The following is a 20,244-nucleotide window of genomic DNA, read 5'->3' on the forward strand; positions in this document are numbered from 1 at the left end:
TCAACGGCCCTGCAGGGACTTGACGTTGTCGCCGAATGTCCAGTTCTTCGAGCCGTCCCAGTTGATGGACCAGGTCATCAGGCCCTTGAGGCCCGTGCCGTAGTGCTGCCAGGCCTGGGAGACCAGGGACGGTGCCATGTAGCCGCCGCCGGCACCCGACTGGGCGGGCAGACCCGGGACCTGCTTGTCGTACGGCACCTTGATCGTCGTACCTTGAATGACCAGGCCCCTGTTGAGGCAGTCGGTCTGGGCGACGAAGCCCTCGACGGTGCCGGCGGAGTAGGAGTCGCCGGAGCAGCCGTACATGCTGCCGTTGTAGTACTGCATGTTCAGCCACCACAGGCGGCCGTTGTCGGCGTACTTCTTGATGACGGGGAGATACGCGCCCCAGATCGAGCCGTACGTCACGCTGCCTCCGGTGACGTATGCGGTCTCCGGGGCCATGGTGAGGCCGAAGTTCGACGGCATCTGGGCCAGGATGCCGTCGATGATGCGGATCAAGTTGGCCTGGGACGTGGACAGTTGGCCGATGTTGCCGCTGCCCGTGAGGCCCGTCTCGATGTCTATGTCGATGCCGTCGAAGTTGTACGCCTTCAGGATCGGCACGATGGTCGCGACGAAGCGGTCCGCGACGGCCGTCGAGTTGAGGTCGATGCCGGCCGTCGCGCCGCCGATCGACATCAGGATCGTCTGACCGGCCGCCTTGGCCGCGCACATCTCCGCGGGCGTCGCCACCTTCACGCCCGTGTCCATGCCGTCCTCCCACAGCGCGGTGCCGTCGGAGCGGATGACGGGGAAGGCCGCGTTGATCACGTTGTAGCCGTGTGCGGCGATAAGGGAGTCGGTGATCGGGGTCCAGCCGAAGGGAGGGTGGACGCCGTTGGCGGAGCCGTCCCAGTTCTCCCAGTAGCCCTGGAGGACCTTGCCGGCGGGCTTCGACTTCACGGCGCAGGTGTCGGCGGCGGACGCGGTGGGGGCGAGGGCGATCGAGAGCGGGGCGAGACAGACGGCCGCGAGGGCGCCGGCGAGCAGGCGCAGTCTCCTGCGGATCATGCGAGGCCTCCCGGTGGGGGGTGCGGTGAGGTGTCGTAGGCATGACAGTCGCGCGGTCCAGACCTTTAGTCAATAGGTCTGGACCACTCGAAAGTCAACGGGGGAGATGTGGGAGGGGTAACGGGTGACGGATGACAGCTGACAGATATTGAAATCTGTCAGCTGTCATGTCATGGTGGACGCATGACGATGCAGACCAGAACTCTCGGTACCACCGGCCCCCAGGTCTCCGCCCTCGGCCTCGGCTGCATGGGCATGTCCGCGTTGTACGGCGGCGCGGACCGGGCCGAGTCCATCGCGACCATTCATGCCGCGCTGGAGACAGGGGTGACCCTGCTCGACACCGGCGACTTCTACGGCATGGGTCACAACGAGCTGCTGATCGGCGAGGCCCTGCGCTCCGCGCCCGCGGCCCGGCGTGAACAGGCGCTCGTCAGCGTGAAGTTCGGTGCGCTGCGGGATCCGGACGGCGGCTGGAGCGGATACGACGGACGTCCGGCGGCCGTGAAGAACTTCGCCGCGTACTCGCTTCAGCGCCTGGGTGTCGATCACATCGACGTGTACCGGATCGCCCGGCTCGACTCGGCCGTGCCGGTCGAGGAGACGGTCGGTGCGATCGCGGAGCTGATCGAGAAGGGGTATGTGCGGCATGTCGGTCTGAGCGAGGTCGGTGCGGACGCCATCCGGCGGGCGGCGGCCACGGCACCGATCGCCGACCTCCAGATCGAGTACTCGCTGATCTCGCGCGGCATCGAGGCCGAGATCCTGCCGACCACGCGTGAACTGGGGATCGGCATCACGGCGTACGGCGTGCTCTCCCGCGGGCTGATCTCCGGCCACTTCACCGCCGACCGGCAGCTCGCCGCGAACGACTTCCGGGCGCTGTCGCCGCGCTTCCAGGGCGAGAACCTCCAGCACAACCTGAGCCTGGTCGAGGCGCTGCGGAAGATCGCCGAGCAGAAGGGCGTGAGCGTCGCGCAGATCGCCATCGCCTGGGTGCTGGCCCGCGGCGAGGACATCGTGCCGCTGGTCGGCGCCCGGACCCGGGAGCGGCTGACCGAGTCGCTCGGTGCGCTGGACGTCACGCTGGACGCCGCCGACCTCGCCGCGATCGAGCGGGCCGTACCGGCGGACGCGGCGGCCGGCGACCGCTACCCGGCCGCGCAGATGAGCCACCTCGGCGCCAAGTAGCGGCAGGTACGGTCTCCCCATGTCACCGACCTCCGAGACCCTGACCGCCGAGCGCATCCTCGAAGCGACCGAGGAGGTGCTGCGCCGCCACGGCCCGGCCAAGGCCACCGTGGTGGACGTGGCCCGCGCGCTCGGCGTCAGCCATGGGAGCGTGTACCGGCACTTCCGCACGAAGGCCGCGTTGCGGGAGGCGGTGACGAAGCGGTGGCTGGACCGTACGTCGGAGGTCCTGTCCGGCATCGCGGCGGCGACGGACCGCGACCCGGAGTCCCGGGTGCGCGACTGGCTGCGTGCACTGTTCGACGCCAAGCGCCACAAGGCGGGCGACGACCCGGAACTCTTCGCCACGTACACCGTCCTGACCACGGAGAACAGCGACGCCGTCGACGAACACCTCACCGACCTCACCACCCAGCTCACCGAGATAGTCCGAGCGGGAGTCGAATCCGGCGCCTTCACCACCCCGTCCCCGTCCACCACCGCCACCGCCCTCTTCCAGGCCACCGCCCACTACCACGACCCCGGATACCACCGGGAGTGGGAACGGGCCGGGATCGAGGGCGAGTTCGAGGCGTTGGTGGATCTGCTGGTGCGGGGGTTGCGGGCCGCAGCCGGCTAGCGCGGTGACCCGGGAGGGGCCTGCTGGAGGAAGGCGATCAGGGCGGATGTGAGTTCCGCAGGGGCGTCTTCCTGGACCAGGTGGCCTGCGTCGGGGATGGGGGTGAGGTGGGCGGTGGGGATGCGGGTGGTGAGTTCCTCGCCCTTGGTGGGTGGGATCCAGGTGTCGTCCTGGCCCCAGCAGATCAGGGTCGGGATGGTGATCTCGCCGTAGCGGTCCTGTACTTCGTCGGTGTGGAGCTGGTCGGCCTGGGCGATCTGGCGGTAGAAGGCGGGCTGGCCGAGGTCGCCGAGCCAGGGCTGGACGAGTTGGTCGAGGACTGCGGGGTGCAGGCCGGGGCTGCTGGCCGAAGTCACGTACTCGCGCACCAGGGCCTGGTGCAGGGCGGGCGGGAGCTGCTCGAAGACCTTGGAGTTCTCGCCGACCAGCCGGAAGAACGGGGAGCCCCACGGCGCCAGCGCGACCGGGTCGACGAGGGCGAGCGCACGGTAGCGGGCGCCGTGCAGCAGATGCGCCCGCAAGGAGACGGCACCGCCGAAGTCATGGGCGACCACCAGGGGTTCCGTCAGGCCCCAGTGGGCCAGGAGCTCGGTGAAGACCCTGCCCTGGGCGGCCAGGGAGACATCCTGGCCGGCGAACTTCTCCGAGGCCCCGTAACCCGGCATGTCCCACACGAACACCTGGTGGCGGTGGGCGAGTGCGCGGGCTACGGCGCGCCAGACGTAGGAGGAGAACGGCGTGCCGTGGAGGAGGACGACCGGGTCCCGGCCGGGTTCTCCGAGGCTGTCCCAGCGAAGTTCGCCGGAAGTGCTGCGGAAGGTCCGGGTCAGCTGCCATGCGCTCACGGTTGTGGTTCCTCTCGGTCGGCTCAGGGGTGTGCTGTGCACCACCAGAAGTCCTGCAACAGCCGCACCGGGGCCGGGCTTTCCACGCCCACCTGGGTCAGCAGGATGGTGATCGTTCCGGTGAGTGGGACCAGGTAGGCCGTCGTGCCGGTGCCGCCGACCCAGCCGTAGCGGCCGGGGACGTTCCACGGGTCGCTGGGCGTGACGTCGACCTGGCCGCCGTAGCCCCAGCCCTGGTCCTGAAGGAAGAGCATGCCCAGTTCGCGCTGGCGGGCGGTGAGGTGGTTGCTGGTCATACGGCTGACCGAGCCGGCGCTCAGAAGGCGGTGGCCGTTCGCCTCCCCGGAGGACCTCAGGAGGCGGGCGAAGGCCAGGAGGTCGTCGGCCGTGGAGGCCAGTCCGCCGCCGCCCGACGGGAAGACGGGCAGGCGGCTCCAGTCGCCGTCCGGGGTGTCCCTCGGCTCCAGGGCGCCGGTCGGGCCCGTGCGGAAGTACGTCGTGAAGCGGTGCCGCTTCGACTCCGGGACCTCGAAGGCCGTGTCCCGCATGCCCAGCGGTTCGAAGATCCGATCCGCCAGGAAGTCCGGGAGCGTACCGCCCGACGCCCGGGCGACCAGGATGCCCTGGAGGTCGGACGACGTGTGGTACAGCCAGCCCTCGCCCGGCTGGTGGAGCAACGGCACCTGCGCCAACCGCCGTAGCCATACGTCCGGTTCGGGGTAGGTGTGCGGCTCCCGGCTGTCCTTCTGCACCTCGGCGAGGGCCTGCACGGCCGGGAAGGAGAAGTCGGACGCCCAGCCCCAGCCCGTCCGGGAACTCAGCAGGTCCTCCACCGTGATCGGACGGGCCGCCGGGACCACGTCGTCCACGGGACTCGACGGCGTACGCACCACCATCGGTTTCGACAGCTCCGGCAGCCACTCCCCGACGGGATCGTCGAACCCGATCCGTCCGTCCTCCACCAGCATCAGCACCGCCGCCGCGGTGATCGGCTTGGTGAGCGAGGCGATCCGGAAGATCGCGTCCCGGGTCATCGGGGCGGTGCCCTCGACGCCCAGCGAGCCGACGGCCGCCACCTCGACGTCGTCGCCGCGTGCCACCAGCCCGACGGCTCCCGGGACCGAACCGTCGTCCACGTGCCGTCGCAGGGTGTCGTACAGAGCGCTCATCGGCCGGCCTTCCGCGCTGATCGTCGTATGCCTTCGTACGTACGACCGCTGCCGCCCCGGAAAATCATCGCCGCCGCGGCCGCCCCTACGCCGCCGACGGATCCACCGTCGCCTGATGCGCCTCCGCCAGATGCTCCTCCGCCTTCAGCCACGGCAGGAACTGCGCCGGCTTGCGCCAGCCGCAGGTGTCGCATCTGATCGTGCGCTGCACTCCGGTGCGCTGGACCCGCACGACGTGCTCGCGTCCGTGCTGGTCCCAGCGGCTGACCTTGCTCGAGTCGATCTGCGGCATGACGCCTCCAGCGTCCTGGGAAAGTCAAGGAGGAGTGTGCAGCAAGACCAACATCAACAGGGGGTCCTTCACATTGAGTTGGGCAAGCTGTGTCCCGCTCAGCCGATCGTCCGCGGCAGTCGCAGGCTCAGCAGCCCGGTCAGCGCAACCCCCACCAGCTGCACCGCCAACGTCGTGACCAGCGCGTCTCGCATGCCGAAGCCCGGGACGAGGGAGAGGAAGAGCGTGCCGAGGGTGGCGACGCCCAGTGCCAGTGACGTCTGCTGGGTGGTGATCATCACGCCGCCGCCGACACCCGCGCGGACGGCCGGCACCTCGGAGAGGACGACCCGGAAGATGATCGGGAGCTGGAGGGCCTGGCCCGCTCCGGCGAGCGCCGCCCCGGGGAGCAGTTCGACGATGCCGAGGTCCGGCCAGGAACGCCACGCGGCCAGCGCCATCAGCCCCACACCCACCGCCTGGAGCGCGGCACCCGCCGTCACCACGCGCGTGCCGTACCGGGCGACCAGCCGCGGCCCGGCGAGTGAGGTGAGGAAGAACACCACCGCGAACGGGGCCAGCGCGAGTCCCGCCTGGACCGGGCCGAGGCCCGCGCCCCGCTGGAGCGCCACCGCGATCACGAACATGAAGCCGCTGAAGCCGATGGAGAGCGGGACCAGCAGCACCAGCCCGCGCCGCAACGACGTGAGCGCGAGCAGGCTCGGGGGCACGAGTGGCGTACGGCCCTGACGGTCCGCCCGGCGCTCCACCGCGTAGAAGGCGCCCGCCAGCAGCGGGAAGGCGGCCAGCGACAGCCACGTCCACAGCGGCCAGCCCGCCGTCCTGCCCTCGGTGAGCGGGACCAGCAGCGCGAGCAGGGAGGCGGCGAGCAGGACCGTGCCGGGTATGTCCACCGGCTCGGGGCGCTGCGAGCGGGTCTCCGGGACGGTACGGGCGGCCAGCACCAGGCCGACCAGCACCACGGGCACGTTCACCAGGAACACCGAGCGCCAGCCGGTGCCCGCGATGTCCGCGGACACGAGGACGCCGCCGAGGATCTGGCCCGCCACCATGGCCAGGCCGGCCGTCGCGCCGTACAGGCCCATGGCCTTCGCCCGGCGCGGCCCCGACGTCGCCGCCTGGATCGTGGCCAGCACCTGCGGCAGCATCGCCGCGGACGCCATGCCCTGCGCGACCCGGGCCGCGACCAGCGTCCAGGCGGTGGGCGCTAGCCCGCAGGCCAGCGAGGTCAGCCCGAAGGCCGCCATGCCGCCCAGGAAGAGACGGCGCCGGCCGAAGAGATCGCCCAGCCGGCCGCCGAGGACGAGCAGGACGGCGTACGCGACTCCGTACCCGGAGACGACGAGCTCCAGGACGGACTCGCTCGCCGCCAGGTCCCGGCCGATGGTCGGCAGGGCGACGTTGACGATGAAGAAGTCGATGAGCGGAAGTGCCGCACCGAGCAGCACCGTGAAGAGTCCGAGACCGCCGAGTACGGGTGACGCGGCGGGGGAGCGGACCGTGGTGGTTGACATCGTGGTTTCGGTCACGAAGATGAGCTTGCGCGCGCGCTCAGACTGGTACCAGAGTCTTCTTGTCCTGGTAGTAGCACTACCTGGCAACAGGGTCCGCGAGGCGGCAGGCTGGAGGTATGACGACGATGGCCCAGGAGACGCCGGTACGACAGCCCCAGGCGACCCGCGAAGCGGAGATCCGCCGGCATGAACTCGCCGCCTTCCTCCGCCATCGCCGCGAGCACATCGCCCCCGAGCAGGTCGGCCTGGACCGCGGCCGCCGACGCCGCACGCCGGGCCTGCGCCGCGAGGAGGTCGCCCAGCTCTCCGCCGTCGGCGTCACCTGGTACACGTGGCTCGAACAGGCCCGTGACATCCAGGTCTCCGTCCAGGTCCTGGACGCCCTGGCTCGCACCCTTCTCCTCGACCCGAGTGAGCGCGGCCACCTCTTCCAGCTCGCCGGCGCCGTCGACCCGACCCCGGCGACCACCTGCTCGTCGGTCACCCCCGCACTCCGTGCGGTACTGGAGCAACTCGAGCCGATGCCGGCCTGCCTCCAGAACAGCCGCTACGACATCCTCGCCTACAACCGCACCTACGGCCTGCTCCTCTGCGACCTGGACGCGATCCCGCCCGAGGACCGCAACTGCATGATCCTCTGCTTCACCAACGAGGACTGGCGCTCGTCGATCGTCCACCTGGAGGAGACCCAGCGCCTCATGGCCGCCCGCTTCCGCGGCTCCATGGCCGGCAACCTCGCCGAGCCCGCCTGGAAGATGCTCCTCAAGCGCCTGAGCGCCGAGTCCCCGGAGTTCCGCACGGCCTGGGACCGCCACGAGGTCCTCTCCGTACGCGGCAAACGCAAGGAGTTCGACAACGCCCACGTCGGCCGGATCACGGTGGACCACACGGACTTGTGGCTGGGCCCGGCTCAGGGGTCGCGGATGGTGACGTACGCCCCGGCGGACGAGGAGTCGAGGCAACGACTGGAGAAGCTGCACAAAGTAGCGCAGGCGAGGTGACGCCCCTAGGGGCGCGGGGAACTGCGCGACCAGCCACAACGGACCCGCAGTCACCGACGCTCAGAAACCCCTACGGTCTGACGCACTTCAAAAGACGACAACCTCTCAGCCGTACGCTCAGCAGTCCCCCGAGCCCACCGCCCACTGGTCACCGCCCCCAGCACCAGCACAGCCAGCCCACACCCGGTGAGAATCCACCACCCCGGCACGGCAGCCGACACAAACGCAGCTTTGTACGACGACGCCCCCACGCCCGTGGCCAGCACAGCTCCCACCACCGCGACGCCGAGCGTCTGCCCCAACTGACGGCTGGTCGAGGCAACGGCGGCGGCCACGCCGGCCTGAGCCCGCGGCATACCGGAGACGGCCGTGTTCGTGATCGGTGCGTTGACGAACCCGAACCCGATACCGAACAGGACGTAACCCAGGAACAGCGTCACATCGGATGTCTCCGCGTCGAACACGGCGAACAGCAGCGCGCTGGCCGTCATGGCCACCCCCGCGATCAGCAACGGCAACCGCGGCCCCCGGTTCCCGACCAACCGCCCCGCCAGCGGAGCGCACAGCAGCGTCGGCGCGGCCATCGGCAGCATCCACAGTCCCGCGTGCAGCGCGTCCAGCCCCCGCACGTTCTGCAGATACAGCGTCGACAGGAACAGGAACCCGCCCAGCGCGGCGAACGCGCTGATCGCGATCACGGTCGCCCCACTGAACGGCGCCGACCGGAAGAACCGCAGATCGATGAGGGGTTCGGCGCGCCGGGGTTCGTACCAGAGGATGCCGATCAGCGCCGCGCCCGCGACCACCGCGAACGGCAGCACGGCGGCGAATCCGGAGTTCGGCGCCTCGATGATCCCGTACGTGGCGCAGCCGAACAGCGCCATGACCAGGAGCTGGCCGACCGGGTCGGGGCGGCGGGCCTTGGGGGCGCGGGACTCGGGGACGTAGCGCAGGGTCAGCAGGAGCGCGGCCAGGCCGACCGGCAGGTTGACCCAGAAGATCGACCGCCAGCCGACCGACTCCACGAGCAGTCCGCCGACGACCGGGCCAGCGGCCATCGAAATGCCGATGACTCCGCCCCACACCCCGATCGCGCGGGCGCGTTCGCGCGGGTCGGTGAAGGTGTTGGTGATGATCGACATGGCGACCGGGTTGAGCATGGAACCGCCGACCGCCTGCACCATGCGGAACGCGACCAGCGCCTCGAGGTTCGGCGCGATCGAGCACAGCGCCGAGCCGATCGTGAAGATGACGAGGCCCGCCATGAAGACGCGCCTGCGGCCGATCCGGTCGGCGGTGGAGCCCGCGAGCATCAGCAGCGAGGCCAGCACCAGCGTGTAGGCGTCGATCGTCCACTGGAGGCCCGCCGTGCTGGCGTGCAGCTCCCGCTGCATCGAGGGCAGGGCCACGTTGAGGATGGTGTTGTCGAGGCTCACGATCAGCAGGCTCATACAGCAGATCGCGAGCACCAGCATGCGGCGGCGGGGGCTGAGCTCGGGCATGTGTGAATAGTACGCCTAACTAACGAGTTTCGCCGCACCCCTTTCGGTACGTGAGAATGGGTGGATGCCCACGCCCACGTCCACGATGAACTCGACCCTGAACATCGGTCCGCACTCCGTCCAGCCGCCCGTCGTGCTGGCACCGATGGCGGGGATCACCAACGCGCCCTTCCGCACGCTGTGCCGGGAGTTCAGCGGCGGCAAGGGCTTGTTCGTGAGCGAGATGATCACGACCCGGGCGCTGGTCGAGCGCAACGAGAAGACCATGCAGCTGATCCACTTCGACGCGACCGAGAAGCCGCGCTCGATCCAGCTGTACGGCGTCGACCCGTCGACCGTCGGCAAGGCCGTCCGCATGATCGCGGAGGAGGGCCTCGCCGACCACATCGACCTGAACTTCGGCTGCCCGGTCCCGAAGGTGACGCGCAAGGGCGGCGGTTCGGCGCTCCCGTACAAGCGCCACCTGCTCCGCGCGATCCTCCGCGAGGCGGTGAGCGGCGCCGGTGACCTCCCGGTCACGATGAAGATGCGCAAGGGCATCGACGACGACCACATCACCTACCTCGACGCCGGGCGTATCGCCGTCGAGGAGGGCGTGACGGCCATCGCACTGCACGGCCGCACCGCCGCACAGCACTACGGCGGTACGGCGGACTGGGACGCGATCGCCCGCCTCAAGGAGCATGTGCCGGAGATCCCGGTGCTCGGCAACGGCGACATCTGGTCGGCCGAGGACGCGGTGCGGATGGTGCGGGAGACGGGCTGCGACGGGGTGGTCGTGGGGCGTGGATGCCTCGGCCGTCCGTGGTTGTTCGCGGACCTGGTGGCGGTCTTCGAGGGGCGCGGCGACGCCATCGCGCGGCCGGGGCTCCGCGAGGTCGCCGACGTCATGGTCCGGCACGCCACCCTCCTCGGCGAGTGGATCGGCGACGAGGCGCGCGGTGTCATCGACTTCCGCAAGCACGTCGCCTGGTACCTGAAGGGCTTCGCGGTCGGCTCCGAGATGCGCAAGCGTCTCGCGATCACGTCGTCCCTCGACGAACTCCGCTCGGGCCTCGACGAGTTGGACCTCGACCAGCCCTGGCCGTCCGGCGCCGACGGCCCCCGCGGCCGTACGTCCGGAAACAACCGCGTGGTCCTCCCGGACGGCTGGCTGAAGGACCCGTACGACTGCGCCGGCATCAGCGAGGACGCGGAGCTGGACACGTCCGGGGGCTGAGGCGGCCCCCTTCGGTCCAGCCGTCAGGCGTGCATGCGGCGCAGGGCGTCCATGGCGCTGTCGATGACCTGGCGGTCGGTGAGACGGGCGTGGTCGTGGGCGGGGCGGCCGGCGTTGAAGCCGAGCAGGACGGGCTTGCCGAAGGCCCGGTATCCGTTGACCCACAGGGACCAGCGGCCGGGGTCGGTGTGGTCGAACCATTCGATCACGTCGGCCTTCCTGTCCCAGAAGACGGACGGGAACCGGAGCCAGAGCTTGTCGAGGAGCCCGGATCCCAGGGCGGCGATGGCCTCGCGCTTGCCGTCGGGCAGTGCCGGTTCGAAGGTGATCTTCTCGGCCTTCAGGACACCGATCGGGACGGTGACGACGCACCGGTCGGCTCGGACGACTTCGCCGCCGGCGAGGGCGACCGTCACACCGTCGGTGCCGCGGGCGACGCGGGTGACGACCGCGCCGGTCTGTACGGGGATGCTGCCGCGGACATGGGCGAGGAGACGGTCGTAGCCGTCGGGCAGCAGGAAGTCGCTGCCGCTGCCGCCCGTGCCTTCCTCGTCGGCGGCGACGGCGAGGTCCTCGGGTTCGGCGCCGTACTCCTGGACCAGGACGGAGCTGGCCGCGTAGCGCAGCGCCGGTGACATCTTGCGGGGCAGAAGGGCGGAGTAGGGGGTGGTGTCGGGGTCTTCGACGTCCTCGGCCTTCGCCAGACAGGTGTCGAGTTCGGCCAGCGCGTCCTCGTCCTGGCCGACCGAGTTGTCGTAGTCGAACGGATAGGAGCGTCCGCCGGTTTCGCGCAGGAGCTCGGTGAGCGGGTTTCCCTCGTGCCCGTGGATCCAGGAGGCGCCCATCTCGGCCGGGATGCCGTCGAGGCGCTCGGTCCAGGTCCGGCCGCCGATACGGTCGCGGCCCTCCAGGACGGTGACGCGCACGCCGGCGTCGGTCAGGGCGCGTGCGCAGCCGAGGCCGGAGAACCCGGAGCCGACGACGACCACGTGTTCGCCGGGGCGTGCCGCCTTGATGATCTCGGCGGCTGCCCTGCGCCCGCTGAGCAGGGCTCCGGCCTGGGTGGCCGGCGCCTCGGCGGAGGTTGCCTCACCGGCGAAGTGCAGGCGCCCGACGGGGGCGGCGAGCTTTTCGCGTACGGACGGCCCGAGCGGGCTGGGGGCGAGGTACGAGTAGGAGCCGAGTGCGAACGGGTCGGTCGACCAGGACGTGCGCAGGGAGGCGACCGGCTCGGGCACGGAGCTGTCGTGCGACCCGCTGCCGTCGGTCCCGGTGGTGCCGCACGAGGATGTCGCACCGGCGGCGACGGCCGCTCCGGTGGCGGTCAGGAACCAGCGTCTGGTCATTGCGGTCATGTCCTTCTCTCCTTGTGGATGCCGACGGGGGACTGAGCGGTCAGGACCGTGCACCGTCGAGGAGGAGCTTGCTGAGGTAGTCCGGGGCCTGGCGTTCACCCATGACGCCCTCGCCGACGAGTTCCCAGGCGCACTCGGCCAGCGAGCACAGGGTGGAGGCGAGCCAGGCCGCCGGCATGTCCGTGCGGAACAGGCCCTCGCCCTGGCCGCGGACGACGAAGGCGGTGATGCGTTCCACGACCGCGTCCGCGGCATCGCTCAGCTCGGCCACGCCGAGCACGTCCGCCTCCACGTAGACCACGGACCACAGCTGGGCGAGCACGTCGTAGTTCCGCACCAGCACGGCCAGGGCCTCGTCGACCGGCGCCTCGTCCAGGCGGGCCTCTTCGAGGGCCTCCTCGCAGTGGGCGAGGATCCTGCGGCCCATCGCGTCGATCATCCCCTCGCGGGTCGAGAACAGCCGCGTCAGCGTCGCCCGCGACACCCCCACCCGCGCGGCGAGGTCTCCCATCGACGCCCCGCGGTCCTCCGCGATCACCCGAATCGCCCGCTCCAGCACCGCGTCCATGTCCGTACGCACCGGCACACCATCCCTTCCTTCTGACGCAATAATGCCTCACTTGAAGCAAAAGTGCATCAGTGGATTGACGCGACAGGGCGTCCACGGGGGTGCGGTGGCTACTGAGGTTCTCGGTTCGGGGTGACGGAGGCGCCGCTTACCACTGGCCGATGACCGGCGCGTCGGGTTCGTGCAGCGGCCACATCTCGGTGAGGCGGGCGAGCCGTTCCGTGGCGGCGAAGCCGTGCACCGCCGCCACCTTGCCGTCACTGATCTCGAACGCCACAGCGCCCACGACCCGGTCGTCGAGCACGGCGAGCACGGCGGGCCAGCCGTTGACCTGCCCGAGGTGGATGGTGGGCGAGCCGCCGGCCAGGCGCCGCTTCGCGGGAGTCGGTTTGAAGGCGGTCCGCATCAAGGTGGCGATGCGCTCGGGGGTCTCGTAGCGCCACAGCGTCCTGGCGAGTCCCGCGCCGTCGGAGACCGCGGTCGCGTCGTCGGTGAGGAGTGCCACCAGACGTTCGGTACGACCCGAGGACGCGGCGGCGAGGAACTCCTCCAGGACCTTGCGCGCGGACGCCGGGTCCACCTCACCGCCGCCGCGGCGTGCGGCCGCGACCCGGCGCCGGGCCCGGTGGACGTGCTGCTGGCTCGCGGACTCCGAGATGTCGAGGATCCCGGCGATCTCGGAGTGGGGGTAGGAGAACGCCTCGCGCAGGACGTAGACGGCCCGTTCGACCGGTGAGAGCCGCTCCATCAGGGTCAGGACGGCGAGCGACACCGATTCGCGCTGCTCGAAGGTGTCGGCCGGGCCGAGCATCGGGTCGCCGTCGAGAAGCGGCTCGGGCATCCAGGCTCCCGCCGCGCGTTCGCGGCGCACCGGTGCCGAGCGGAGCCGGTCCAGGCACAGGTTGGTGACGACCTTGGTCAGCCACGCCTCCGGCACCTCGATCCGCTCCCGGTCGGCGGCGTGCCAGCGCAGGTACGCGTCCTGCACGACGTCCTCGGCGTCGGATGCCGAGCCGAGCAGACGGTACGCGAGCGAGGCCAGCCGGGCCCGGCCGGCCTCGAAGCGATCGGTGGCGGTGCTCTCCATGCGGTCGACTTTATGCGGCGGCATTCTCGGGCGCGTGGGCAACGGCCGTGGCGTCGGGAGCCGTTGTGCCGGGGGTCACGTGGCGCTTGCGCTTCGGCATGCCGAAGGTCGGGTGCGCGGTGGCCCACAGGCTGCCCCTGAGGATGCTCGCCTTGAGCCGCGCGGCCTTCCGGCCGCCCACGAACCAGGACTTCGCCCGTACGTCGCCGTCGACCATCTGGAAGATCGCGTCGAACCGCCCGAGGCTGATGTGGTTGCCGACGTACGTCTTCTTGCCCCTCGGAACCGCGCGTCCGGTCAGCCGTGCCACGATCGCGTCGGTCGCCTGCATGTTGGTGTACCCCGCCGAGGCGCAGGACATCGGCAGCGGCCTGCCGTTGTCGCCGATCGCGTACGCGACGTCGCCCGCGGCGTAGACGTCCGGGTGCGAGACCGAGCGCATGGAGTCGTCGACGACGATCCGCCCTTCCCCGGTGACCTCCAGACCGGCGGCGGCCGCGATGGGGTCGACGGCGAACCCGGCCGTCCACACGGTCGCGTCGGCCGGGAAGGAGGTGCCGTCCGAACCGACCGCGCTCGTCGCCCCCACTCCCTCGATACGGGTGTGCTCGTGGACGGTGATGCCCAGCCGGTCGAACGCCTCCCGCAGGTGGCGCCGGGCCCCCGGGGAGAGCCAGGCTCCCAGCTCACCGCGGGCGGCGAGCGCCACGGAAAGACCGGGACGCGACTCGGCGAGCTCGGTCGCGGTCTCGATGCCGGTCAGGCCCTCGCCGACGACCAGCACGGCGCCGCCTCCGCCCAGAGTGTCGAGCCGGTCGAGGCGCTCGCGCAGCCGCAGCGCCGAGGGCCGTCCCGCGACGTCGAAGGCGTGCTCGGCCACACCGGGGACACCGTGGTCGGCGACCCGGCTGCCGAGCGTGTACAGCAGCGTGTCGTAGCCGAGCTCGTCGTCACCGCCCTCGCCGGTCACGGCGACGGTCCTGCGCTGCGCGTCCACGGCGGTGACACGCGCCACGCGCAGCCGTGCCCCGGTGCCCGCGAACACGTCGGCGAGGCGCAAGGTCGCGAGTTCCCGGCCCGCCGCGAGCTGGTGCATGCGCATCCGCTCGACGAAGACCGGCTCGGCGTTGACGACGGTGATCTCGGTGTCGGCGGGCGAGAGGCGGCGGGCCAGGTTCCCGGCGGCGAAGGCCCCGGCGTATCCGGCGCCGAGGACGAGGATGCGGTGCTTCATGGTGTGGCTCCCGTCTGAATCGTTTGACCCTTGAGCGGGACAGCGCAGCGATTCCTGACAGAAGCCCGGTGTGAGCTGGGTCACCGGACCGGGAACGTCGTCAGTTCTTCGTCGGGTGCGGCGTCGAGCCGTAGGCCAGCAGGAAGCGGTCGCGGAAGGCGTTCATCTTCCAGACGGGGGCGTTGTGGGCGGGCTTGAGGCCGTCGGTCCAGTTCCAGGACGAGATCTTGTCGAGGACCTTCGGGTCCTTGGCGACGATCGACACCGGGACGTCCCGGCTGGCGTTGTCGCCGCTGACCCGGGCGATCGGCTGGTGGTCGCCGAGGAAGACCATGACGGTGTCGTCGCTGCCGTAGCGCTCCAGCCACTGGGTGAGTGACGTGACCGAGTACTGGATGGACTTGCCGTACTCCTCACGTGACTTGGTGCTGTCGGCCATGACGGACGACGGGTTGGTGCCCGCCTTCTGGATGCCGTCGAAGATCGAGCCGTCGCCCAGCTCGTCCCAGCCGACCATCTTCGGGATCGGTGACCACGGCTGGTGGCTGGAGGTCAGGATCACCTCCGACATCAGCGGCTTGTCGCGCTTCTTGCCGTGCACCTGGCGCTGGAAGGCCTCCAGGGCGTACTGGTCCGGCATCGTCGACCAGCTGAACTTCGGTCCCTGATAGCCGAGTTGGAAGGCGTTGTAGACCTTGTCCAGGCCGTAGTACTGCTGCTCCGGCCAGCCCTTCTGGATGCCGGGCATGACGCCGACCGTGTCCCACGCGCCGGTCTTCTGGAACGCCTTGGTGAGGGAGAGGCGGTCGCTGGCCATGACGGTGCGGAAGCGCTGCTGGTTGTCGATCCACAGGCCGGACAGGAACGAGGAGTGGCCGAGCCAGCTGCTGCCGCCGTAGGTCGCCGACGTCAGCCAGCCGCTCTTCGCATGGAAGCCGGCCTTCGCCAGAGCCTCGGTGCTCGTGTCGAGCGTCTTGTCCACGCCGGGCGCCATGATCGGGTCCTCGATCGCACTGCGGCCGTAGCTCTCGATGAAGGTGAAGATGACGTCCTTGCCCCGCAGGTCCGGCACCAGCTGACTGCCCGGCGTACCGCCGAACGTGTCCGCCTTGGCCTCCTTCGCGAACGCCGCCTCGTCCCGCAGCGTGTCCTGCACCCGCCGCACCTGCATCTTCAATGTGTCCACGGTGCGGTCGGCGGCGACCGGCATGCCCGATATCTGGATGCCGAGCGCCGCGCACAGGATCCAGACGGTGCCCGCGATCAGCGTGCCGCGCGAGGCGACCGAGGCGTTCCGGGCGAGGAAGTCGGCGACCCTGACCGTCGCCAGCGCCATCACGACGAGCAGGGCCACGACGAGGAGTACGACTGCGATGGCGGCGACCGCCGCGACCGTACCGCCCATCGAGTCCGCCATGTACGACTGCGCGTCGTCCAGCAACTCCCAGTCCAGCACCAGGTTGAAGCCCCGGCCGAGGTACTCCCGGAACCCCATGTCGAGGAAGTTCAGAACGGTCAGCACACCGAGGGCCACACCGGACACCGCGGCGAGTGCCGTGCGGGGGCGGCGCGGCAGGCTGAGCAGGATGACCGCGCCGACGATCGCCTCCGCAGGCAGGCGCAGGAACCTGTTCGGGCGCAGTGCCGGCCATGCGTTCGGGAGGAGGAGCGCGGCTATGACCAGGAGTGCGGCGAGGGCGGTCGTGGTCCAGCCGAGGTTGCGGGCGGCGGTGGGGTGGCGGGAGGGCCAGGTCGCGATTCGTGTGCGGAGGGTTCGTGGCTTGGTGGCCTCGGCTTCGCCTTCGGCATTTTCGTTCCCACCCGCACCCCCCGTGCTGCTTTCGTCGTCGGGTGCGGGTGGCCCCTCAGGGGCGTTCTCGCCGTCGGCGGGCGCCGGCTCGTCGGTCGTAGCAGGCAGGTGACGTTGGCGCGTGAAGACGGGCACCCGAAGTCCTTCCGTGCGAGGCCCAGGATCTGGTGTCATCCCGTACGGTCCGCCTCCGGCCGGTGTTCAGCCATTTCGCCCAGCACTAGGCAAACACCCGGCAAACAACCGCGCCCCGAAGGGGCGCGGGGAACTGCGCGACCAGCCCCCATGCACCCGCAGTCAACAACGAGCCCCCGCGGAGCGACTACGCACCCCCAACCGCCGTGAGCAGCGCCAATGGCGCCGCCGCCGAGCGAGATTCCCGCACACACGCATGCGGATACGGCACCGGCTCCGCGTGGGTGTCCCGGCCGTAGCCCGCCAGAACCTCGGGCAGACGATGCCCGGTCGCCGTCGCGGCATCGACCAGGGCGTGGGCGACGGTACGGGCCTCGTCGTGCAGGCCGTAGCGGGCCAGACCGAGGGTGATCAGGGCGTTGTCATGCGGCCACACCGAACCCCGGTGATACGACAGCGGGTGATACGCAGGCTGGCCGGAGGCGACCGTACGGACGCCCCAGCCCGAGAAGAAGTCCGGTTCCAGCAGGCGCCGGCCGACCAGCTCGCCGTACTCCTTGTCGAGCAGCCCCGACCACAGCAGATGCCCGGCGTCGGAGGCCAGCGCGTCGACATGGCGGCCCTCGCCGTCCAGGGCGAGCGCCGGGAAGGACCGGTCCCGCATCCAGAAGTCGCGCTGGAAACGGTCCCGCAGATCGCCCGCCGCCTGCTCCAGCAGAGCCGCGTACACCTCGTCGTCCCACACGGTGCGGGCCAGCAGCGCGGTACGGCGCAGCGCGTCGTACGCATAGCCCTGGGCCCCCGCCGCCATCACCGAGCCGCTGGCGCGGGTGCCGTCGGCCGAGCAGATGGCGCCGGGGGAGTCCTTCCAGTTCTGGTTGGCGAGGCCGCCCTGGTCGGCGCGGTACACCAGATAGCCGCGTGAGGTGAGCCCGCCGTGGTCGAGCATCCAGCCGACCGCCGCGCGGGCGTGGGACTCCAGGCGCCCGGCCAGCTCCGTGTCCCCCGTGTGCTCGACATACGCGCCGAGGAGGACCAGGAACAGCGGGGTCGCGTCCACCGAGCCGTAGTAACGCCCGTACGGCACCTGCCCGAAGTGCGCCAGCTCGCCGTGGCGCACCTCGTGCACGATCTTGCCGGGCTGGGCGACCGAGCCCACGCCGGTCTCCGTGGCCTGGGCCGCGGCGAGCGCGGGGAGGGTGGCGGCGGCCAGCTGGGGGCGGTAGGGGAGGGCGAACAAGGACGTCAGCAGCGCGTCCCTGCCCAGCAGCGTCAGGAACCAGGGCGCTCCGGCCGCCGGGACGCGCAGTTCCTCGCCGTCCGGGCCCGCCGCCGGGACCTGGAGCGCGGCCAGGTCGGCGAGGCCGCGCGCACAGGCCGCGGCCAGCTCCGGCCAGCCGGTCGGGAAGGCCACGCCCTCCACGAACTCGCCTTCCAGGGAGAGGAGTTGGTCGGTCACCGCGGCGGGGGAGCGGGGTACCCGGCGGGCCCTCTTGTCGCCGTGCGGACGGGCCATCACCCGCAGGGCCAGCTCCGCCGTGCCGTGCGGCTCCAGGTCCAGGGTCCATACGAGGCGTCGCGCGCCGGTGCCGGTCTCCTCGACCGCATCCGGCACGGGCTCTGCCGTCACCGTCGTCAGCGAGCGCCATTCACCGCGCTGGTAGGTGAACTCCACGCCGTCGTCGAGGACTTGACGGGCGCGGGTGGCGCCGATCTTGGCGTATGTACGGTGGTCGGAGCGCAGCTCGAACTGGTCGGTGAAGTCGGCGTCGGCGGTGACCGCGAGGCGGACCGTGGTCGGCACCGGACGGTTGCTGGTCACCCGGATCAACTCGACGAACGCACCGTCGGTGACGGCCTGTTCGCGGAAGATCGTGTACGCGGGCGGCTCCTGGCGGCCGCCGCGCGGGACCAGGACACAGCGCGCGGTGTCCCCGTCGGCGACGGGACTGAGCGCTTCCGGTACGGCCCCGTCGACCGTCAGCTGCCAGCGGCTGAGGTGCCGGGCGTCACGCACGAACAACCCGTCCGGGGAACTGCCGCCCCGTACGCCGCTGATGTCGCCGCCGTCGCCGACGGCGGCGAACGTCCCGCCGTGCACGAGCAGATGATGCCGGTCCGTCATGCCCGGTCCCCTCCCTTGATCGCCGCGATGGCCGTGACCGAGGTGTCGCCGGCCGAGGTGTCGCTGTCCAGCAGGTCGAGCGTGAGCGCGGCGGTCCAGCTGAAGCCGGTGGCTCCGCAGGCCTCGCCGGTGTACGGGTCCACGTATTCGGCGAAGTCGGAGGTGTCGGCGGTGTCCAGCACCGCCGCCCGCAGTGCGTCGGCCCGCGCGCTCTCGCCGTGCGCCCGCAGTCCGCGCTCCACCAGCCAGCTCGTGTTGAACCAGGCGGGGCCGCGCCAGTAGCGGTGCGGATCGAAGGCCTCGCCCAGGAGGTCGTACGACGGGACGAGGCGGGTGCCGCCCCCGAAGTGCGGTCCGTGGAGCGTGCGTACGAGGGCCGTGGCGATCTCGCGGGGGAGGGTCGGCAGGAGCAGCGGGATGAGACCGGAGACGCTGCGTTCGGGGATGAGGGCCCCGCTTGCCGCACCGCCCGTCGCGCCGTCCGTCGTGCCGTCCCGTACGTCCCGGCAGAAGAACATGCCCGCCGCCGGGTCCCACAGCCGCTCCACCAGCGCCGCCGTCAGCCGCTCCGCGCGCGCGTGCCGGGCGGTCCCCGTCGCCCCCAGCTCGTGCGCGATCCGGGCCAGCGCATGCTCCGAGGCGATGAGCAGCGCGTTGAACGCGGGGTCCTCGACGGCGAACCGGCCTCCGCCGTCCTGATAGCCCCCGTCCCGGTAGTCCGTCGCCAGCCGCACATACCGTCCGTAGTCCAGATCGGTCGGCCGGTCCTCCGCCGCCCCGTGGTCGAGGTCGGCGCGCCTGAAGGAGCGGGCGGAGGCGGGCGTGATCCGGCTCAGCGGCGCGTCCCAGCAGGGGCTGTTGTCCATGCCCTGCTCCCACGGGTGCACGACGGACGCGAGAGAGCCCCCGCCCAGGTCCCGCCGGTGCAGCAGATAGCGATGCCAGGCGGCCAGCCGGGGATACACCCGGGAGAGGAAGCCGCGCGCCCGGGACAGACCGGGGTCGGCGCGGTGCACCAGCCAGGCCGCCAGCGCGTGCACCGGTGGCTGCACGATGCCGGACGTCTGTACGGTGCGCGGGGCGCCCGCAGCGCGCCCCGCGGTCGAGGAGCGCCAGAAGTCGGGGCTCGGGAAGTACGCGTCGAGGGGCACGGAAGGGTTGAAGACGATGTGCGGGATCCGGCCGTCGCCCCACTGGGCGTCGAGCAGCGTCTCCAGCTCCGTCTGCGCCCGTAACGGCGAGATGTGCCGCAGTCCGATCGCGATGAACGCGGAGTCCCAGGACCACTGGTGCGGGTACAGGCTGCGCGAGGGCACGGTGTTCGTGCCGGTCCAGTTGTCCTCCAGCACGCGCACGGCTCTGAGGTGCAGCGAAGGTTTCGTGGGCGGCGGATCGTATACGAGCTCACGCTGCGTGGGGCGTGCGGTGAGTTGGGCAGTGCGATCCACTCGGGGCTCCCCGAAGACGTCCGGCCGACCAGTTCGGCAGTGGCTACCGTAGAGTTACGTCTATTTAACACGCAAAA

At 70.9% G+C, this 20,244-nt stretch carries 17 protein-coding genes; 4 read left to right on the top strand and 13 right to left on the bottom strand.

Annotated elements, in window-relative coordinates:
- The gene (locus tag ACIHFB_RS08045) at positions 1 to 1,053 is read right to left on the bottom strand and encodes a chitinase (protein WP_400125905.1); all 1,053 of its coding nucleotides are present in this window, start codon (positions 1,051 to 1,053) and stop codon (positions 1 to 3) included.
- Between the two features lie 183 nt (positions 1,054 to 1,236).
- Between ACIHFB_RS08045 and ACIHFB_RS08050 the strand changes: the two genes are divergently transcribed.
- Positions 1,237 to 2,244, top strand: coding sequence for an aldo/keto reductase (locus ACIHFB_RS08050; protein ID WP_400125907.1), 1,008 nt, complete (start codon positions 1,237 to 1,239; stop codon positions 2,242 to 2,244).
- A gap of 19 nt (positions 2,245 to 2,263) precedes the next feature.
- Positions 2,264 to 2,863 carry a TetR family transcriptional regulator gene (locus ACIHFB_RS08055; RefSeq protein ID WP_400125909.1) on the top strand — a complete coding sequence of 200 codons (600 nt, stop codon included), beginning with the start codon at positions 2,264 to 2,266 and terminating at the stop codon, positions 2,861 to 2,863.
- On the opposite strand, the gene ACIHFB_RS08060 is transcribed toward ACIHFB_RS08055, so the two are convergent.
- The 4 genes from ACIHFB_RS08060 to ACIHFB_RS08075 form a co-directional block, all read right to left on the bottom strand.
- Positions 2,860 to 3,708, bottom strand: coding sequence for an alpha/beta hydrolase (locus tag ACIHFB_RS08060; RefSeq protein WP_365278842.1), 849 nt, complete (start codon positions 3,706 to 3,708; stop codon positions 2,860 to 2,862). The two genes, ACIHFB_RS08055 and ACIHFB_RS08060, sit on opposite strands and share 4 nt — an antisense overlap.
- A 23-nt stretch (positions 3,709 to 3,731) precedes the next feature.
- Positions 3,732 to 4,877 (bottom strand): serine hydrolase domain-containing protein, encoded by a 1,146-nt coding sequence (locus tag ACIHFB_RS08065; protein ID WP_400125911.1) that lies wholly within the window; start codon positions 4,875 to 4,877, stop codon positions 3,732 to 3,734.
- A gap of 85 nt (positions 4,878 to 4,962) precedes the next feature.
- Positions 4,963 to 5,169, bottom strand: coding sequence for a hypothetical protein (locus tag ACIHFB_RS08070; RefSeq protein WP_365278836.1), 207 nt, complete (start codon positions 5,167 to 5,169; stop codon positions 4,963 to 4,965).
- A 98-nt stretch (positions 5,170 to 5,267) separates the two neighbouring features.
- Positions 5,268 to 6,683, bottom strand: coding sequence for an MFS transporter (locus ACIHFB_RS08075; RefSeq protein WP_400126748.1), 1,416 nt, complete (start codon positions 6,681 to 6,683; stop codon positions 5,268 to 5,270).
- A gap of 116 nt (positions 6,684 to 6,799) precedes the next feature.
- On the opposite strand from ACIHFB_RS08075, the gene ACIHFB_RS08080 reads away from it, so the two are divergent.
- Entirely contained in the window at positions 6,800 to 7,684 is an 885-nt protein-coding gene (locus ACIHFB_RS08080; protein ID WP_365278831.1) for a helix-turn-helix transcriptional regulator, read from the top strand.
- Between the two features lie 50 nt (positions 7,685 to 7,734).
- Here the strand turns inward: ACIHFB_RS08080 and ACIHFB_RS08085 are convergent, their stop codons facing one another.
- Positions 7,735 to 9,186 carry an MFS transporter gene (locus tag ACIHFB_RS08085; RefSeq protein ID WP_365278828.1) on the bottom strand — a complete coding sequence of 484 codons (1,452 nt, stop codon included), beginning with the start codon at positions 9,184 to 9,186 and terminating at the stop codon, positions 7,735 to 7,737.
- 64 nt (positions 9,187 to 9,250) lie between these two features.
- On the opposite strand from ACIHFB_RS08085, the gene dusB reads away from it, so the two are divergent.
- Positions 9,251 to 10,405, top strand: a complete 1,155-nt coding sequence (dusB, locus tag ACIHFB_RS08090; protein WP_400125914.1) for a tRNA dihydrouridine synthase DusB — start codon at positions 9,251 to 9,253, stop codon at positions 10,403 to 10,405.
- A 23-nt stretch (positions 10,406 to 10,428) separates the two neighbouring features.
- Here the strand turns inward: dusB and ACIHFB_RS08095 are convergent, their stop codons facing one another.
- The 7 genes from ACIHFB_RS08095 to ACIHFB_RS08125 form a co-directional block, all read right to left on the bottom strand.
- Positions 10,429 to 11,760 carry an FAD-dependent oxidoreductase gene (locus ACIHFB_RS08095; RefSeq protein WP_365278823.1) on the bottom strand — a complete coding sequence of 444 codons (1,332 nt, stop codon included), beginning with the start codon at positions 11,758 to 11,760 and terminating at the stop codon, positions 10,429 to 10,431.
- 40 nt (positions 11,761 to 11,800) lie between these two features.
- Positions 11,801 to 12,346: a helix-turn-helix domain-containing protein gene (locus ACIHFB_RS08100; RefSeq protein ID WP_365278821.1), complete on the bottom strand. Its 546-nt coding sequence runs from the start codon at positions 12,344 to 12,346 to the stop codon at positions 11,801 to 11,803.
- Positions 12,347 to 12,476: 130 nt separating this feature from the next.
- Complete coding sequence (locus tag ACIHFB_RS08105) at positions 12,477 to 13,415, bottom strand: sigma-70 family RNA polymerase sigma factor (RefSeq protein WP_365278818.1); 939 nt, start codon at positions 13,413 to 13,415, stop codon at positions 12,477 to 12,479.
- A 10-nt stretch (positions 13,416 to 13,425) separates the two neighbouring features.
- Positions 13,426 to 14,649: an FAD-dependent oxidoreductase gene (locus ACIHFB_RS08110; RefSeq protein WP_365278816.1), complete on the bottom strand. Its 1,224-nt coding sequence runs from the start codon at positions 14,647 to 14,649 to the stop codon at positions 13,426 to 13,428.
- Between the two features lie 100 nt (positions 14,650 to 14,749).
- On the bottom strand, positions 14,750 to 16,594 hold the full coding sequence (locus ACIHFB_RS08115) for a CDP-alcohol phosphatidyltransferase (protein ID WP_400125917.1): 1,845 nt from the start codon (positions 16,592 to 16,594) through the stop codon (positions 14,750 to 14,752).
- A gap of 187 nt (positions 16,595 to 16,781) precedes the next feature.
- Positions 16,782 to 18,719, bottom strand: a complete 1,938-nt coding sequence (locus ACIHFB_RS08120; RefSeq protein WP_365278813.1) for a glycogen debranching N-terminal domain-containing protein — start codon at positions 18,717 to 18,719, stop codon at positions 16,782 to 16,784.
- Positions 18,716 to 20,167 (bottom strand): MGH1-like glycoside hydrolase domain-containing protein, encoded by a 1,452-nt coding sequence (locus ACIHFB_RS08125; protein WP_400125919.1) that lies wholly within the window; start codon positions 20,165 to 20,167, stop codon positions 18,716 to 18,718. Before ACIHFB_RS08125 ends, ACIHFB_RS08120 begins: the two co-directional genes overlap by 4 nt.
- Positions 20,168 to 20,244: the final 77 nt, after the last annotated feature.

The sequence above is a fragment of the Streptomyces sp. NPDC051963 genome (assembly GCF_044593495.1).
Classification (GTDB): Bacteria; Actinomycetota; Actinomycetes; order Streptomycetales; family Streptomycetaceae; genus Streptomyces.